General features: G+C 44.3%; 19 protein-coding genes. 14 read left to right on the plus strand and 5 right to left on the minus strand.

The features are described from left to right. Positions 1-413: 413 nt before the first annotated feature. From OCU77_RS06885 to bioA, 4 genes are all read right to left on the minus strand, one after another. Complete coding sequence (locus OCU77_RS06885) at positions 414-1,106, minus strand: ChrR family anti-sigma-E factor (protein WP_048897155.1); 693 nt, start codon at positions 1,104-1,106, stop codon at positions 414-416. Continuing rightward, the gene (locus tag OCU77_RS06890; protein WP_048897156.1) at positions 1,099-1,668 is read right to left on the minus strand and encodes a sigma-70 family RNA polymerase sigma factor; all 570 of its coding nucleotides are present in this window, start codon (positions 1,666-1,668) and stop codon (positions 1,099-1,101) included. Before OCU77_RS06890 ends, OCU77_RS06885 begins: the two co-directional genes overlap by 8 nt. A gap of 142 nt (positions 1,669-1,810) precedes the next feature. Further along, complete coding sequence (locus tag OCU77_RS06895) at positions 1,811-2,371, minus strand: LON peptidase substrate-binding domain-containing protein (protein ID WP_048897157.1); 561 nt, start codon at positions 2,369-2,371, stop codon at positions 1,811-1,813. Positions 2,372-2,621: 250 nt separating this feature from the next. Beyond that, positions 2,622-3,911, minus strand: a complete 1,290-nt coding sequence (gene bioA, locus OCU77_RS06900) for an adenosylmethionine--8-amino-7-oxononanoate transaminase (protein WP_107302407.1) — start codon at positions 3,909-3,911, stop codon at positions 2,622-2,624. A 225-nt stretch (positions 3,912-4,136) separates the two neighbouring features. On the opposite strand from bioA, the gene bioB reads away from it, so the two are divergent. The 4 genes from bioB to bioD are packed head-to-tail and all read left to right on the plus strand — an operon-like array spanning position 4,137 to position 7,876. Further along, positions 4,137-5,189, plus strand: coding sequence for a biotin synthase BioB (bioB, locus tag OCU77_RS06905; protein ID WP_048897158.1), 1,053 nt, complete (start codon positions 4,137-4,139; stop codon positions 5,187-5,189). Positions 5,190-5,216: 27 nt separating this feature from the next. After that, a complete protein-coding gene (bioF, locus tag OCU77_RS06910; RefSeq protein ID WP_160314691.1) occupies positions 5,217-6,371 on the plus strand; it encodes an 8-amino-7-oxononanoate synthase in 1,155 nt (384 codons plus the stop codon). After that, positions 6,364-7,203 (plus strand): malonyl-ACP O-methyltransferase BioC, encoded by an 840-nt coding sequence (bioC, locus tag OCU77_RS06915; RefSeq protein WP_048897160.1) that lies wholly within the window; start codon positions 6,364-6,366, stop codon positions 7,201-7,203. Before bioF ends, bioC begins: the two co-directional genes overlap by 8 nt. Beyond that, positions 7,196-7,876, plus strand: coding sequence for a dethiobiotin synthase (gene bioD, locus OCU77_RS06920; RefSeq protein WP_107302408.1), 681 nt, complete (start codon positions 7,196-7,198; stop codon positions 7,874-7,876). The genes bioC and bioD overlap by 8 nt, the downstream gene beginning before the upstream one ends. Positions 7,877-7,952: 76 nt before the next feature. On the opposite strand, the gene OCU77_RS06925 is transcribed toward bioD, so the two are convergent. Beyond that, on the minus strand, positions 7,953-8,852 hold the full coding sequence (locus OCU77_RS06925) for a hypothetical protein (RefSeq protein ID WP_193391636.1): 900 nt from the start codon (positions 8,850-8,852) through the stop codon (positions 7,953-7,955). Between the two features lie 554 nt (positions 8,853-9,406). Between OCU77_RS06925 and OCU77_RS06930 the strand changes: the two genes are divergently transcribed. From OCU77_RS06930 to OCU77_RS06975, 10 genes are all read left to right on the plus strand, one after another. After that, complete coding sequence (locus OCU77_RS06930) at positions 9,407-9,805, plus strand: ATP synthase subunit I (protein WP_048897161.1); 399 nt, start codon at positions 9,407-9,409, stop codon at positions 9,803-9,805. Between the two features lies 1 nt (position 9,806). Beyond that, entirely contained in the window at positions 9,807-10,577 is a 771-nt protein-coding gene (gene atpB / locus OCU77_RS06935; RefSeq protein WP_048897162.1) for a F0F1 ATP synthase subunit A, read from the plus strand. A gap of 49 nt (positions 10,578-10,626) precedes the next feature. After that, a complete protein-coding gene (atpE, locus tag OCU77_RS06940) occupies positions 10,627-10,863 on the plus strand; it encodes a F0F1 ATP synthase subunit C (RefSeq protein WP_004730405.1) in 237 nt (78 codons plus the stop codon). Between the two features lie 53 nt (positions 10,864-10,916). Beyond that, on the plus strand, positions 10,917-11,387 hold the full coding sequence (locus OCU77_RS06945) for a F0F1 ATP synthase subunit B (RefSeq protein WP_048897163.1): 471 nt from the start codon (positions 10,917-10,919) through the stop codon (positions 11,385-11,387). A gap of 13 nt (positions 11,388-11,400) precedes the next feature. Continuing rightward, the gene (locus tag OCU77_RS06950) at positions 11,401-11,949 is read left to right on the plus strand and encodes a F0F1 ATP synthase subunit delta (protein ID WP_048897164.1); all 549 of its coding nucleotides are present in this window, start codon (positions 11,401-11,403) and stop codon (positions 11,947-11,949) included. A gap of 13 nt (positions 11,950-11,962) precedes the next feature. Beyond that, entirely contained in the window at positions 11,963-13,504 is a 1,542-nt protein-coding gene (gene atpA, locus OCU77_RS06955) for a F0F1 ATP synthase subunit alpha (RefSeq protein WP_107302409.1), read from the plus strand. Between the two features lie 53 nt (positions 13,505-13,557). After that, positions 13,558-14,433, plus strand: a complete 876-nt coding sequence (gene atpG / locus OCU77_RS06960; protein WP_048897165.1) for a F0F1 ATP synthase subunit gamma — start codon at positions 13,558-13,560, stop codon at positions 14,431-14,433. A 34-nt stretch (positions 14,434-14,467) separates the two neighbouring features. Beyond that, complete coding sequence (gene atpD, locus OCU77_RS06965; RefSeq protein WP_048897166.1) at positions 14,468-15,853, plus strand: F0F1 ATP synthase subunit beta; 1,386 nt, start codon at positions 14,468-14,470, stop codon at positions 15,851-15,853. Between the two features lie 11 nt (positions 15,854-15,864). Further along, positions 15,865-16,308 carry a F0F1 ATP synthase subunit epsilon gene (locus OCU77_RS06970; RefSeq protein ID WP_048897167.1) on the plus strand — a complete coding sequence of 148 codons (444 nt, stop codon included), beginning with the start codon at positions 15,865-15,867 and terminating at the stop codon, positions 16,306-16,308. A 214-nt stretch (positions 16,309-16,522) separates the two neighbouring features. Beyond that, on the plus strand, positions 16,523-16,909 hold the full coding sequence (locus OCU77_RS06975) for a thiol-disulfide oxidoreductase DCC family protein (RefSeq protein ID WP_048897168.1): 387 nt from the start codon (positions 16,523-16,525) through the stop codon (positions 16,907-16,909). Positions 16,910-16,916: the final 7 nt, after the last annotated feature.

Here is a 16,916-nt window from a genome sequence, read left to right on the forward strand (position 1 = left end):
TTATTAATCATGTGCTTATGTTTTTCTTGTGGGATCTGCAACAAATGAATTGGAGCACAATTGGAAACAATGATTTTGTATGAATGACCTAATGAAATAGTGTTATTTATAGTGTGGGTTTAGCAAAATCATGCTTTTTAACTTAACCTTCAATTCACACTGAAAACCGGTGTTGTAATAAAACTACATTTTGGGCTTATTTCTGGTTTTTTGAATGTTAATTACGAAATGATAATGGAGTGGATAGGGTCAATAACACTGACAAATGGACGGCGAGAGGGATATTAGATTTTGCACAAGGAGGCTATAGGCGCAGGGAAATACAATTGCAGGATTGTCGTTTAGAAAGAAAACACCGAGTAATGCAAAATTACTCGATGTCATAGAGGGCGTTTAGTTTGACTCAGATTAATTTAGTAAATAACTTTCCCTATTCCATTTAACAGCTGACTGACACCTTGCGTAAAGTGCAGTGGCGCGTTTGAAACCGTATAGCACAGACACCCTTCTTTAGTTTCTGGTGTGTGATGGTTAGATGCATCAAGCCAGATAAAATCGCCTGCGTGGTAGGTGCCATTTTCATCGCTGAACTCACCTGCGATTAACAAGGTTAACTCATAGCCTTTGTGGGTATGGGCTGGAATGCTGCCATGCTTATCAATATGAAGCAGGCTTGCTCGCACTTCTTGCTCTTCCAGTGGCAATCGTGCCCGAGTAATTTTACCTAACCCATGCCAGTTTAAGCTATCGAAGCTACGCAGTGCTCGAGGAAGTGGGTAGTGTGTTCCCTTGCATTCAACACTGGTGACTTCAACTGGTTTGTGCACTACAGGTTCTGCGGTTTCATTTTCTACAATGTCAGCAAACATGGCATCAAAGTTGGCTTGTAGGTCAAAATCAGCTTCCGCAGCGGTGCTTTTCGGCTCAGTTTGAACTTCGGTGTCACGCCAAGATCGCATTGCTGTTTGTGCGGTAAGTTTGTCTGCTTGCTGTTGGCAGCATGGGCATAGCTCAATATGAGCAGAGACAGCAATTGAAAGTGATAGCGGTAGCTTACCTTCTACGTAGTCTTGCATTAATGCTGCATGCGGGTGATGTTTAATCATCGCTATTCTCCAATTGCCCTCGTAACTTTTGTAACCCAAGTCGTAACCGTGACTTAATCGTGCCGACAGGAACGCCCAGTTGGTCGGCGACATCTTGATGAGAGCGCTGGTTTAAATAAATTTCCTTCACCACAATTTGCTGTGCATCGGGTAAGGTCTCGATATAAATCATCAGCTCGTCACTTAGGGTTGCATTGGCTTGCTCGTCTGTTTGGCTGGCTAGCCGCTCTTCAAAGATGGGCCACAAATCGTCACTGTAATTGTCTTCTCTGCTTGATTGCTGTTTTCGGAGCATGTCAAAACAAAGGTTACGCATTATGGTATAAATCCACGTGGAAGCCGCGCCTTTAGAGCCGTCAAACATGTGGGCTTTACGCCATACTTTCATCATTGTTTCTTGCACCAGTTCCATTGCAACTGCTTCTTGCTTTAAGTATTTCAATCCATAAATACGAATCTTAGGGCTGAAATACGAAAAAATGACAGCGAAAGAAGACTTATCACGATGTAGCGCGATATTGGCAAGTAACTCTTTTTGTTTCTCAATACTCAAATCATCCATTGACGCTCTAGCCCGAGGTTGAGGTAGCTTAGACTGAGTATGATAGTAATTTGTTAATGGCATAATCTCAATAATGCCTCTGTTAAGAAACACTTCCACGAACATGTATTGAGATTTACGTAGCGGAATTAGAAATGGATCATTATTTTTTTAATTCTTCGTCTATGACTGAATGTAGAAAGGAAAGTGCAGCCTTGTGATCGCTGCGGCTCATAAACCACTGTTTTTGTTCTGTACCTAGCGGCAATATTTCTAACCAGCGCTGACATACCCACGCCATATCTTCAAAATCTGGCTGCGGATAATGTGCTGCGTGTTCAGGGTATTCTTCAAATAACATTTGAAGTCCACTAGAGAGATCGCGATCAATATATTTAATTTCAGTGGGTGTCCAGTTGGGGATGATAGAAGTTGTAGCCATGATTAAGCCATCGTCTTCCGTCCAATGTTGGTTGATCACAAATTTGTCGATAGCACGCACTGTGATCCCTAGAAAGCCATCAGGCATTTGATCAAAATCGGTAATCACCACCCGAGACCCAAAATGACAGAGGTTGTCATCGGTTTGCATGCAAAGTCCAAAGCCTTCATTTGAAGCCATTGCCATTTTCACTAACCGAACATAACGAGGTTCAAATATACGAAGTGTGCTTATCCCACCTGGCAGTAGGTATAGCTTGAGGGGGAATAGGGGTAACTGCATTATATAACCCTTACTGACGTTAATTATGCCTGCCAATATTTAGCGACATATATCGCGAGAGCCGTCACTTACCTAGCAAATTATTATTGACTTGTCCGTGTGCTTTATAGGGCTAGGCTGAATCACTGACTCTCAAAGAGAACGCGTATACGTTCTAGTACGAATTATTATTATTTAACGATCAATGTGTAGCATTGGGTTTAGTATAAGCAGACAAATGTAGGAATTTGTCTGCTTTTCGATAATGAGGTTATTCTGATGCTGAAAGCACAGTAAAAATGGCAGAAGTGAGTTTGCTAAGTTGCTCCGGTGTAATAATAAAGGGTGGCATGATGTACACAAGTTTCCCAAATGGGCGAATCCAGACACCAGCGTCGACAAATGCTTGCTGAATACTGGCCATATCGACGGCGTTATGTAATTCAACCACGCCAATCGCGCCAAGCCAGCGTACAGCTTTCACGGCACTGAGGTGACTAATTTCAGCTAATTCGAGTGCCAGTTGTTTTTCTATTGCTGCGACTTGTTGTTGCCACTTACCTTCTTGCAATAGGGTTAAGCTGGCATTCGCTACGGCACAAGCTAACGGGTTCCCCATAAAGGTTGGTCCGTGCATGAAGCATCCTGCATCCCCGCCACAGACAGTATCAGCGACATGTTTTGTTGCTAACGTTGCGGAAAGTGTCATGTAGCCGCCCGTTAAGGCTTTACCGACACACATAATATCAGGGCTGATGTTTGCATGTTCACACGCAAATAATTTCCCTGTTCGGCCAAATCCTGTCGCGATTTCATCGGCAATTAAGAGAATACCAAATTCATCACATAGCTCACGAACACGCTTGAGGAAAGTGGGATGGTATAGGCGCATGCCACCAGCACCTTGTACGATAGGTTCAAGGATCACCGCAGCAAGCTCTGTTTGGTGTTGGGTGATTTGTTCGCGAAAATGGTGAATATCATCTTCGCGCCATTCATCGAAAAAACCACATTCAGGTGAATCAGCAAAGATATGCTCAGGCAAGAAGCCTTTATACAAGCTGTGCATGGAGTTATCAGGATCTGTCACTGACATGGCAGCAAAGGTATCACCATGGTAGCCGTGGCGAACGGTCAGAAATTTCGGGCGGCGTTCTTGTTTGGTGTGCCAGTATTGCAGCGCCATTTTTAACGCGACTTCCACAGCGACAGAGCCTGAATCGGCAAGAAAAACATGTTGTAGTGATTCAGGGGTCATTGAGACCAATTTCTTACACAAATCCACTGCTGGCTGGTGGGTGATCCCGCCAAACATGACATGTGACATTTTATCTATTTGTGTTTTTGCTGCTTCATTAAGTAATGGGTGGTTATAACCGTGAATGGTAGACCACCACGAAGACATCCCATCAATGACTTTCCTTCCCCCTTCTAGTTCCAAATAAACACCATTTGCACCTGTGACAGGGTAACAAGGCAAGGGGGTTAGCGTGGAGGTGTATGGGTGCCAGATGTGCTGTTGATCAAATTCTAAATCTATTTTATTGGTTAATTCTTGCACAGATGTAAACCTTGGTGTTTGTTGTTAGTTGACAGTCTACTAAGTCTACGTAGACTAGCCAAGCATTACAGCGAGCAAAATTATTCAAAGAAATACATTTACTCGTATGTTTTGTCGACCAATCTAGTGATTGGCAACAGAACAATAACAAGCAATTAAGCATGTCGATTGCACAACCAATATGAGCAAGATCGTATTGGAGTGTTAGAGAAAGAGGTTATATACGTGGAAGTAAGACACGACTGGACAGTCGCGGAAGTTCAAGCCTTATTTGATAAGCCGTTCATGGATTTGGTATTTGAAGCACAGCAGGTTCATCGCCAATACCACGAGCCTAATAAGGTTCAGGTGAGTACCTTGCTGTCGATCAAAACTGGTGCCTGCCCTGAAGATTGTAAATACTGCCCGCAAAGTGCGCACTATCGTACTGATGTTGAACGTGAACGCCTACTTGAAGTAGAACAAGTGCTTGATGCTGCCAATAAAGCAAAAGTATCTGGTGCCACTCGCTTTTGTATGGGCGCTGCGTGGAAAAACCCGAAAGAGCGCGATATGCCTTACCTGTTGGACATGATCCGCGGGGTAAAAGAAATGGGCCTAGAAACCTGTATGACACTGGGTATGATCACGGGTGATCAGGCTAATGTCTTAGCCGAGGCTGGTTTAGACTATTACAACCACAACCTTGATACTTCGCCTGAATATTACGGCAGCATAATTACGACGCGTACTTACCAAGATCGTCTTGATACGCTGAGTCATGTGCGTGATTCTGGTATGAAAATCTGTTCGGGCGGCATCATCGGCATGGGTGAAACCTCACGTGACCGCGCGGCTTTGTTGGTTGAACTAGCGAACTTACCAACGCATCCTGAAAGCGTGCCAATTAACATGTTGGTGAAAGTGAAAGGGACACCATTAGAAAATGTGGATGACGTTGACCCTTTCGATTTTGTTCGTATTGTTGCTGTTGCACGTATCATTATGCCTGAATCTGCCGTTCGACTTTCGGCTGGGCGTGAAGACATGAATGAACAAATGCAAACACTGTGCTTTATGGCGGGGGCCAATTCAGTTTTCTATGGTTGTAAACTGCTCACGACACCAAACCCAGGTGAAGATAAAGACATGCAGCTGTTTGCTAAATTGGGTATTAACAGCCAAGAGCACGCCGCGAAGCCTGATGAAATTCAAGAGCATGAGTTGCTTGATCGAGTGGCCGAACGCGTCGCTGCTCGTCCAGGTAAAGATGACTTGTTTTATGATGCTACTGTCTAGTATTACATTGGTTTAGCAAGGCTTTTTATCATGTCTCGGTTTAACGAACATATTACGCAAGCGCTGGCGGAGCGTCATCAACAAGGGCTATATCGCCAGCGTGTATGTCTAGAGCGAACAGCGCAGCACGTTAATCATCAAGGTAAGTCGCTACTAAACTTCTCCTCAAATGATTACCTTGGTTTAGCGCAAGATCCACAACTGCTTCAAGCGTGGCAACAGGGTTTGCAACGCTTTGGAGCGGGTAGTGGAGCATCGCCACTTGTCACGGGGTTTAATCAACCTCATCAACAGTTAGAACAACAGCTTGCAGAGTGGCTAGGCTACGATCGTGCATTACTGTTCAACAGTGGCTTTAGCGCGAATCAAGCGGTGTTGTTTACCTTACTGAATAAAGCCCACATTCTGCTGCAAGATAAACTGAACCATGCCTCACTCATTGAAGCAGGCATGTTATCTCCCGCCTCCATGAAACGTTTTAAGCACAACGATGCGGCTCATCTCCAGCGATTACTCTGCCAACAAGTGGATCAAACATCTTTGGTGGTAACCGAAGGGGTATTCAGTATGGATGGCGATCTCGCGCCATTAACTGACATCTCTAATCTGACGCAAGCTGCCGATGCTTGGCTCATGGTGGATGATGCACATGGCTGTGGTGTCTTAGGTGAAAAAGGGCGTGGCAGTTGCGATTTAGCCAAGATAAAAGCCGATATTTTGGTTGTCACTTTTGGCAAAGCATTTGGTTTGCAAGGCGCAGCCGTGCTGTGTAGCGAAGAAACTGCCGAATATTTAGTGCAATTTGCTCGCCACTTTATTTATTCAACCGCTATGCCACCTGCGCAAGCCTATGCACTATCTCAAGCTTGTGAGTTGATTCAGCAAGGTGATTGGCGACGTGAAAAACTGGCGCACCTAAGCCACGAATTCGAACAGGCCTTAGATAGTGCTATTAAGTTTATCAATACACCGTCGCCTATTAAGCCGTTGCTGGTGGGCTGTAGTGAAAAAGCTATGCAGCTATCTCATGCGATAAACCAGCGTGGGTGTTGGGTAAGTGCAATACGGCCACCGACTGTCCCTGCAAATAGTGCCAGATTACGCATTACATTAACGGCTAGTCATAGCATCGAGGATGTTAAATATCTCGCAACAACAATCAATGAGGTGATGTATGACTGATGTTGCAAAAAAGGTGTCGAACTTAAATCGTACCGAACTAACAGAACCTATTTCGTGTGTAGATAAAAGTGCAATTGCAGCCGCCTTTGGTAAAGCTGCGGCTAACTATGATAAATCTGCCGCTTTTCAACGTTTAGTTGGCCATCAGCTTATGGAGAAGCTACCAGCACTTATTCCTGTGGGCAGCAAGCTACTCGATTTAGGATGTGGAACGGGATATTTTTCACAGCAACTAGCTAACCGTGGTTTTGATGTTTGCGCGACAGACTTATCATCTGAAATGTTGGAGCAGGCGAAATTACGTTGTGGTAACCAAGTCACTTATCAACAAGGTGATGCAGAAGATCTGCCTTTTGCGGATAATAGCTTTGATATTGCATATACCACTTTAGCGCTACAGTGGTGCCCTGATTTATCTGTACCCTTGAAAGAGTTACGACGTGTGGTCAAACCTGGTGGTTGTATTTTATTCACCACATTGGCAGAAAATTCACTCCATGAGCTTCGTTATGCGTGGCTGCAGGTTGATCAATATCAACATGTGAACCACTTTCTTTCGCAAAAGGCGGTAAAACTTGCGCTGGCGCAAGCGGGGGGAGAAATCGATACCCTAGAATTCCTCCCGATTACAGTGAAATACAATACGGCAGTTGAACTCATGAAAGACCTGAAAGGGATAGGGGCGACGCATCTGCAGCGGGAACGCAAAGCAGGCTTAGCTAGTCGCAAGACAATTCAGGCTTTAGAACGCGCTTACGATGAGTTTAGAGATGAGAAAGGCCAACTGCCAGCAACCTATCAAGTCTGTTTTGGAGTAATAATAAATGACTAACGCTTTCTTTGTGACAGGAACCGATACCGAAGTAGGTAAAACGGTTGCCTCGCGCGCAATTTTACAAGCTGCGGCTAGCGCGAATATCAAGATGGCAGGTTATAAGCCAGTAGCGTCAGACAGTGTAAAAACAGATGAAGGTATGCGTAATTCTGATGCGTTGTACATTCAAGAAGCCTCTGTTGTTGAGCTAGCGTACGACGAAGTTAACCCTTATGCATTTGAAGCGGCGGTGTCACCACACTTAGCGGCAGAGCAAGAAAACCGAGTCATTGAGTTTCCAGTGATTTCTGAAGGTCTTGCAGCATTGAAAGAAAAGTCGGAAGCGGTATTAGTTGAAGGTGCAGGTGGTTGGCGTGTACCTGTTTCACGTACTGACTACCTATCAAGTTGGGTTAAGCAAGAGAAGCTACCTGTTATCTTGGTTATCGGCGTGAAACTTGGTTGTATGAGCCATGCTATTCTAACGGCAGAAGCGATTCGTAACGATGGCCTAGAACTTGTGGGCTGGGTCGCGAACCGAATTAATCCGGGTACAGAGAATTACGCAGAAATCATTCGCATGATGGAAGACAACCTAGGCGCGCCAAAACTCGGCGAAATCCCATACATGCCAGGTATCAAAAAGCGTGATCTGTCTAAGTACATCAACTTAGCACCGCTAGGGCTATAATTAGCAAATACCTGCTACTTGCAGTAAGTAGATAGATATTAAAAAGCCGACGAGAGTCGGCTTTTTTGTACGTGAATTAAATCAATCGAGTCACAGCGTGATGAAACACTGGGTGGTGTAAGAAGAAGGTGTGAAAGTGCGGTGAGTGGGCCAGCAAAGGTTTTAGTAACCACAATAAGAAGGGTTGTAACCTATTACCCATAAAGCTAGGGCGGCTCTGCGCAGCACAATGAGGGCATCCATTCCCTGCAAGGTGATTAAAAGGTAACTGCTCAAAGGTACCGTGAATTGCACAAGTGATTTTGCCTTTAGTGCGAGCGTTAACATAGACGAAATTTTCGTAGCTATAACGTTTATTATGCAGGGCTAAGGCTTGACTAACAAAATCAGAGGTGGTTTTGGTACGATTACTCTTAGCACAAGCAGGGCACCCAGCACCGCGTAAGTGCGTGTCTGGCCGTTGCTCAAAAGGACCGTGTAACGGGCAGGTAATGGTCGCTTTGGTTAATGCTCCTGCATAGACGAAGCGATCATAATGGTATTTACCATGGTGGACAGCATAAGCACGCTCAATAAATTGCTCTTGGGTCAAAGGATTGGATCGAGAACAACTCGGGCAGCCTTTACCTGCAAGGTGAGAATTTGGGCGCTGTTCAAACTCACCATGATGTGGACAAATGATGATGCTTTTCTCAAGTGAGCCACGATAAACAAACTTACTGTAGTCGTATTTATCTTCATGCACCTTCTTTGCTTTTATCACAAACTCTTTGATTGTTTGTTTTTCTTTGCCTGCACATTTAGGGCACCCTCTACCAGCTAGGTGGGCATCAGCCCGTTGCTCAAAATCACCATGTATAGGACAAGTCACTAAGCTTTTGGCTTTGGCGTTGGTGTACACGAAATTTTCATAACCGTATTTTCCGTTATGAAAAGCCCGTGCCTGCTCAACGAACATTGCTTTGGTTTTTCTCATTTCTACATCTTCGTCTCTATATGGCCTACCAGCTAATAACCACAAATGGGTAGGCAAGGTTATTTTCTTAAAGGAACGTATTGATTTTTAAAAGATTATTATTTTTATCAACAAGCTTTGCTAGCATAACTATTCAGCTCATATATGCATACTCCTACTAACTGATAACACAATCAACCACCAAAAATGAAAATCAATGATTGCAAAAATTGAGATTCCAATCACGTTTGGCGAGGCGTAGATTCAATCCCTCTTCAAACCATAACTTTATTTAAAATATCATTTTAATAAAAATCAAAAACGGAATTTAATTAAAATAATTCATTATATGTATTGTAAGTAAATATATGTTTGGATGATTTAAATTGGAATGTGTTTTATGGTTGGAAATATAAGAAAATTAAAAATAACTTTATTTTTGTGTGACATTTAAAATCTATGTGTTAGTTTAAAAAAACACTTTGGGTTTTATTTATATTACATCGGATATTTCATGGTTGATGATGTTTGGGAGGTGGTTGGCTAAATATTAATTAACGTAAGAGGATATATCTATGGAAAGTTACTCCCCAGGGTCTGATATTATTTCTGTTGTGAAATCATTATTAATCGCACAATCAATTGTTGGTGCTCTTGTGATTTTATATCAAATAGTATTGGGAGATGCCCTGAGTGTTGAGTCAGCATTAATTGGTGTTGCTATTGCTGTTGTTCCCTCTTTATTAGGTTTGCTTGCTGTTGCAGTTAAAGTTAAGCGTAATAACAGAAGTCATATCAGCGAACTGGCATGGTTTAATGAATCAATCAAATTGATATACACAGCTGTGTTGATGCTTTTGGTTTCTAGGTTTATAGAAATCAATGAGATAGTTATGTTAGTAGCATACTCGCTGACTTATGTGGGAAGTTGTTTAACCCCTATACTTAACAAACCTCAATTTAGGATGACGTAAGGTGGAAATAGTTACTTCTGCTCATGAATATATTGAGCACCATCTGACATTTCTCACCGCAGGCGAAGGATTTTGGAGCATTAATTTAGACTCCATGTTCATGGTTTGGGTGTTAGGTTTAACTTTTATTGGTGTGTTTAGGTATGTTGCAACAAAAGGAACGAGTGGTGTTCCTGGTCGGTTGCAATGCTTTATTGAAATCACATTTGAATTTGTTAATAACCTAGTTAAGGAAATATTTAAAACAGAAGATAAATTAATAGGTCCTCTTTCATTAACTATATTCGTATGGGTGTTTTTAATGAACTCGATTGACTTGCTTCCTGTTGATTATGTGCCAATGATTGCGCGTACTCTTGGTTTTGAGCATTTCAGGGATCTACCATCAGCTGATATAAATGTTCCAATGTCGATGGCGATTGGTGTATTCATCCTTATTATTGGATATACACTCAAAAATAAAGGTTTAGTTGGATTCATTAAAGAATTAACGACCCAACCTTTTACTCATCCATTGTTGTATCCAGTGAACTTTATTTTGGAGTTAGTAACACTGATCTCCAAACCTATTTCACTTGGTTTGCGACTGTTCGGGAATATGTATGCAGGTGAGATGATTTTTATTCTTATCGCATTAATGCCGTGGTGGATGCAATGGGCACTGAGTGTGCCGTGGGCACTGTTCCACATCTTGATTGTGTTCTTACAAGCTTTCATTTTCATGGTACTGACAATTGTCTACCTAGGAATGGCTGTAGAAGAGCAACATTGATTTTATTTTTTTAAGTTACGTTTTTTCATAATTAGATTCGGAGTTATTCATGGATATTGTTAGTGCAGTTCTTTACGTTGCGGGTGCGCTGCTTATTGGTTTAGGTGCTGCTGGTGCAGCAAGCGGTATCGGTAACTTAGCCGGTAAATATCTTGAAGGTGTGGCACGTCAACCTGATTTGACCCCAATGCTACGTACTCAATTCTTCATCATGATGGGTCTGGTTGATGCGGTACCAATGATTGGCGTAGGTATCGGTCTGTACATTATCTTCGCTGTGGCATAAGTCATTCAACCACTCTTTTAAACAACATTGGGTTACCAAAAAGTGAGGATGGAATGAACTTAAATGCCACCATGCTAGGACAGGCACTGTCTTTCGTGATTTTTGTCTGGCTTTGTATGAAATATGTTTGGCCTCCTTTGACTGCATTACTTGATGAGCGCCAGCGAGTTATCGCTGAAGGTTTATCTCATACCGAGTATGCGGCGAAAGAGTTGCAAATGGCGAAAGCTAATGGTGCAAAACTGATTGAAGATGCCAAACAGCAAGTAAGCAGCTTGGTTGAGCAGGGTAACAAGCGTCGTTCACAGATCATTGAAGACGCCAAGCTCGAAGCTGAGCAAGAAAAAGCCCGCATTATTGCGGCAGGGAAAACGGAGTTGGAAAGTGAGCGTAATCGTATTCGCGAAGAACTACGCCACGAAATGACGGCCTTGGTGATTGAGAGCGCTGAGAAATTGATTGACCGTCAACTAGACACGGACGCCAACCGAGCATTGGTTAATAAGATCATCACAGATCTGTAATAAGGGGTTAAGAATGTCCGATTCACAAACCATTGCTTACCCCTATGCAAAAGCGGCGTTTGATTATGCTCGCGATGCAGCCCAGCTTGAAGCTTGGGAAAATATGCTGGTAGTGATGAAAGAAGTCGCACAAGCGCCGTCTGTCGCCAGCCAAATCGAAGCACTTGATATGCTCGGCCCAGATGCGCATGAGGAATTTACTCAGTCTTTTCTGGCTATTTGTGAAGGCCTGCTAGATGAGTACGGACAGAATCTACTCAAGCTAATGGCAGAGAATGGCCGACTCGGTGTGTTGCCTCAGGTCGCAGAGCTTTATCAGACGTTCAAATCTGATTTTGAACGCACAGTTGAGGCTTGTGTAACAACAGCTGAGCCGCTGGATGAGCAGCAAAAAGATAGCTTAAGCCAAGCTCTGGAGCGGAAGTTGAACCGCACCGTTTCTCTGACTTGCCAGATCGATAAGACGCTGGTTGGAGGAATTAAGATCACTGCTGGTGAACTTGTGATTGATGGGTCGCTAAAAAGCGCTATTAATCGACTTGCGAGCCGCCTAGAGGTGTAATTAGGTACTAGACATGCAATTAAATTCAAATGAAATCAGCGATCTAATAAGACAACGGATCGCCTCCTTTAACGTAGCTAGCCAAGCACGTAATGAAGGCACAATTATCTCCGTAAGTGACGGTATCATCACCATTAACGGCCTTGCGGATGTAATGCAAGGCGAGATGATCGAACTTCCTGGCAACCGCTATGCACTTGCATTGAACCTTGAGCGCCATTCAGTCGGTGCTGTTGTTATGGGCCCTTATGCTGACCTTGCTGAAGGCATGACAGTAAAAGGGACTGGCCGTATTCTTGAAGTACCAGTAGGCAAAGGCTTACTCGGCCGTGTCGTTAATACGCTCGGTCAGCCACTAGATGGCAAAGGTGCGGTTGAAAATGATGGTTTTGCACCTGTCGAAATTATTGCCCCAGGGGTTATCGATCGTAAGTCGGTTGATCAACCGATTCAGACTGGTTACAAAGCCGTGGACTCCATGGTGCCAATTGGCCGTGGTCAGCGTGAATTGATCATCGGTGACCGTCAAACGGGTAAAACAGCGATGGCGATAGATGCCATCATCAACCAAAAAGAATCCGGTATTTACTCTGTTTACGTGGCAATTGGCCAGAAAGCCTCAACCATTGCTAACGTTGTACGCAAGCTAGAAGAAAACGGCGCCCTACAAAATACGATTGTGGTTGTAGCGTCTGCCTCTGAAGCGGCTGCACTGCAATATCTTGCTCCGTATGCTGGTTGTACTATGGGTGAGTATTTCCGCGACCGTGGTGAAGACGCACTGATTGTTTACGATGACTTGTCTAAACAAGCTGTTGCTTACCGCCAAATTTCGCTGCTTCTTAAACGCCCACCGGGTCGTGAAGCCTTCCCTGGTGACGTGTTCTATCTTCACTCCCGTTTGCTAGAACGTGCAGCGCGTGTAAACGAAGATTATGTCGCAAGTTTCACCAATGGTGAAGTAACAGGTAAGACGGGTTCACTCACAGCACTACCTATTATCGAAACGCAAGCTGGTGACGTATCTGCCTTCGTTCCGACCAACGTTATTTCTATCACAGATGGTCAGATCTTCTTACAGACTCACTTGTTCAATGCGGGCTTACGCCCAGCGGTTGACCCAGGTATTTCGGTCTCTCGTGTTGGTGGTGCTGCTCAGACCAAGATCATTAAGAAACTGTCTGGTGGTATTCGTACTGCATTGGCGCAATACCGTGAGTTAGCAGCGTTTGCTCAGTTCTCATCTGACCTAGATGACGCAACACGCAAACAGTTGGACCACGGTGAAAAAGTGACTGAGCTAATGAAGCAGAAACAGTATTCACCTATGTCTGTTGCTGAACAGGCGATTGCTATTTTTGCGGCTGAAAAAGGCTACCTCAACGAGATCCCATTAGCGAGTATCGGTGAATTTGAAGCTGAGTTAATGGCTTTTGCTAAGAGCTCACAAGCTGAATTGCTATCGTCAATCAATGCATCGGGTAATTACAACGATGAGATTGAAACTAATCTGCACAACCTGTTGAAGACCTTCATGGACACCCAGTCGTTTTAATTGTCAGGGTAAGCCGCTCAGCGGCATAGCAACGAGGTAGACAGGAGCGAAAAATGGCAAACGCAAAAGAAATTCGCACCAAGATCAGTAGTGTTCAGAACACCCAGAAGATCACCAGTGCGATGGAAATGGTTGCCGCGAGCAAGATGCGTAAGGTGCAAGACAACATGGTGCTGACACGCCCTTATGCAGACAACATGCGTAAGGTGATCAGTCACGTTGTTTCAGGCTCGTTGGAATATAAGCATCCATATCTTGAAGAACGCGAAGTTAAACGGGTTGCGTACATCATTATTTCTTCTGACCGAGGATTGTGTGGTGGCTTGAATAACAACCTGTTCAAGAAAGTGCTGGGTGAGATGCAGCAATGGCGTGAGAAAGGGGTAGAGGTTGATACTTCTTTGATTGGCTCTAAAGCCATCTCTTTCTTTCACCGTATCGGTAATGTTGTTGCTCAGACCTCTGGTCTGGGTGACAAACCTAAGTTGGAAGATGTGCTTGGCCCAGTGAAGGCCATGCTAGAGCATTACGACGAGGGCCGAATTGATCGCTTACATCTGGTGTATAACGAATTTGTTAACACCATGGTGCAAAAGCCACAAGTGGTGCAGTTACTACCACGGCCAGAGTTGGCACAAGTTGATGATGCTAACAGTAAAAAAACGTCAGGCCGTTGGGACTACATCTATGAGCAAGACCCGAAGGCACTACTGGATGAATTAATGCTGCGATATATCGAATCGCAGGTTTATCAGGGAACGGTTGAGAGCTGTGCATGTGAGCAAGCCGCACGAATGGTGGCAATGAAAGCAGCAACCGATAATGCAGGCAACCTGATAAATGATCTCCAGTTGGTTTACAACAAAGCCCGACAGGCAGCCATCACTCAAGAGTTGAGTGAAATTGTAGCTGGTGCCCAAGCTGTGTAATACCAAGCTAACAATGAATTTCCGAGGATAACAAATGAGTACGGGTAAAATTGTCAAAGTCATCGGCGCAGTCGTTGATGTGGAATTTGACCAGAATAGTGTGCCACGCGTATACGATGCACTGAATATTATTGATGATGGTCATGCTTCATTAGTGCTGGAAGTCCAGCAGCAAATTGGTAGTGGTGTTGTTCGTTGTATTGCAATGGGTTCATCAGACGGTTTACGCCGTGGCCTGAATGTTCAAAACACAGGTTCACCAATCTCTGTACCAGTAGGTGAAGCAACACTGGGTCGTATCATGGATGTGCTAGGCACACCGATTGATGAATGTGGTGAGATTGGCGAAGAGGTCACTTATGCCATTCACCGTGAAGCACCTTCGTACGAAGAGCAAGCAAACAGTGCTGAGCTGCTTGAAACTGGCGTAAAAGTTATTGACTTGATCTGCCCGTTTGCCAAAGGCGGCAAAATCGGCCTATTTGGTGGTGCAGGTGTAGGTAAAACCGTCAACATGATGGAGCTTATCAACAACATCGCAAAAGCACACTCAGGTCTGTCTGTGTTCACTGGTGTTGGAGAACGTACCCGTGAAGGTAACGACTTCTATTACGAGATGAAAGAAGCGGGCGTACTCGACAAAGTTGCCATGGTTTACGGGCAAATGAATGAGCCCCCAGGTAACCGCCTACGTGTTGCTTTGACAGGTTTGACTATCGCTGAGCGTTTCCGTGATGAAGGCCGTGATGTGTTGTTGTTCATCGATAACATTTACCGTTACACCTTGGCAGGTACAGAAGTATCAGCACTTCTTGGCCGTATGCCATCAGCGGTAGGTTACCAACCTACATTGGCTGAAGAAATGGGTGTATTACAAGAGCGTATTACATCAACGAAGAAAGGTTCGATCACCTCGATCCAAGCAGTATATGTACCTGCGGATGACTTGACGGATCCGTCTCCAGCAACAACGTTCGCGCACTTAGATGCAACGGTTGTACTGTCACGTAACATTGCAGCGTTAGGTTTATACCCTGCGATTGATCCGCTTGACTCAACGTCACGTCAGCTTGATCCGCTGATTGTTGGTCAGGAGCACTATCAAGTTGCACGTGGTGTACAGACTGTATTGCAACGTTACAAAGAACTGAAAGATATCATCGCGATTTTGGGTATGGATGAGCTGTCTGAAGAAGATAAGCAAACCGTTTCCCGCGCTCGTAAGATTGAACGTTTCTTAACTCAGCCATACCACGTAGCAGAAGTGTTTACTGGTCAGCCAGGTGTGTTTGTTTCTCTGAAAGAAACGATCGAAGGCTTCAAAGGGCTGCTAAGCGGCGAATATGACGATATCCCAGAGCAGGCGTTCCTGTACTGCGGCAATATCGGCGAAGTAATTGAAAAAGCGAAGCAGATGTAAAGGGGTAAGTTATGGCAATTGGCGTTACTGAAAATACGTTCCAGCTCAACATTGTGAGTGCCGAAGGCCCACTGTTTTCTGGTCCGGCCCATGCGCTGGCGATTGCAGGGTTCGATGGTGAATTAGGTATTCGCCCGGGCCACTCTCCTTTGCTCAGTGGGATAAAACCAGGTGTGGCGAGTTTCGTTACTGGTCTAAAGGATCCTGAAGAAATCCTTTATATCTCGGGCGGGATTGTTGAAGTACAACCTTCAGTAGTAACCGTGCTGGCTGATACAGCCATGCACGGGAAGGACATCGACAAAGCCCGCGCGGACGAGGCACGCCGTGCAGCGGAAGAGAACATTGTTAAGCATGCTAACGATGTGAACTTCGCTCAGGCGCAAATGGATTTGGCAAAAGCAATGGCACAACTTCGTGCCGTTGAATTAACCCAGAAACAGATGCGCCGATAGACCGATATTGCAGTCTGGACACGGCTTACCGACCGCTTGTCCAGATTGAAATACGGTTTCAGAAAAGCTAATTAAATTTCATTTCCAGAGTTGTCTTTGCCCCGATCAGTACTGAGTTCGGGGCTTTTTTTTATCTGAAATTTATTAAACGATGATCGAAACAGACTTAATCGCGTACATTAGGGTAAATACATTCACTGTACTGAAGGTCGTAATGATTAAGCTCACGGTATTTTATGATGGAACATGTCCGCTTTGTTCAAAAGAAATGTCAGCGCTGGCAGCAAAAGATCACCAGCGTGTTATTCAAATCGTGGACATCTACAGTGACGCTTTTAGTGCATACCCTCAAATTGATGCGAACGCAGCTAATACCGTGCTGCATGCATTAGATGATAAAGGGCAGTTATTACTGGGATTAGACGTCACGCATCGTGCATGGCAGTTAGTTGGGCGAGGCTGGTTATACGCACCCTTGCGCTGGCCCCTGATCAAACCCTTTGCCGATCGTTTTTACCTATTCTTTGCTAAAAATAGATACCGTTTTTCATTTTGGTTAACCGGTAAATCGCGTTGTGACAGTGGAACATGCGTAAAATAGTACATAA

This window comes from Photobacterium swingsii (genome assembly GCF_024346715.1).
GTDB lineage: Bacteria > Pseudomonadota > Gammaproteobacteria > Enterobacterales > Vibrionaceae > Photobacterium > Photobacterium swingsii.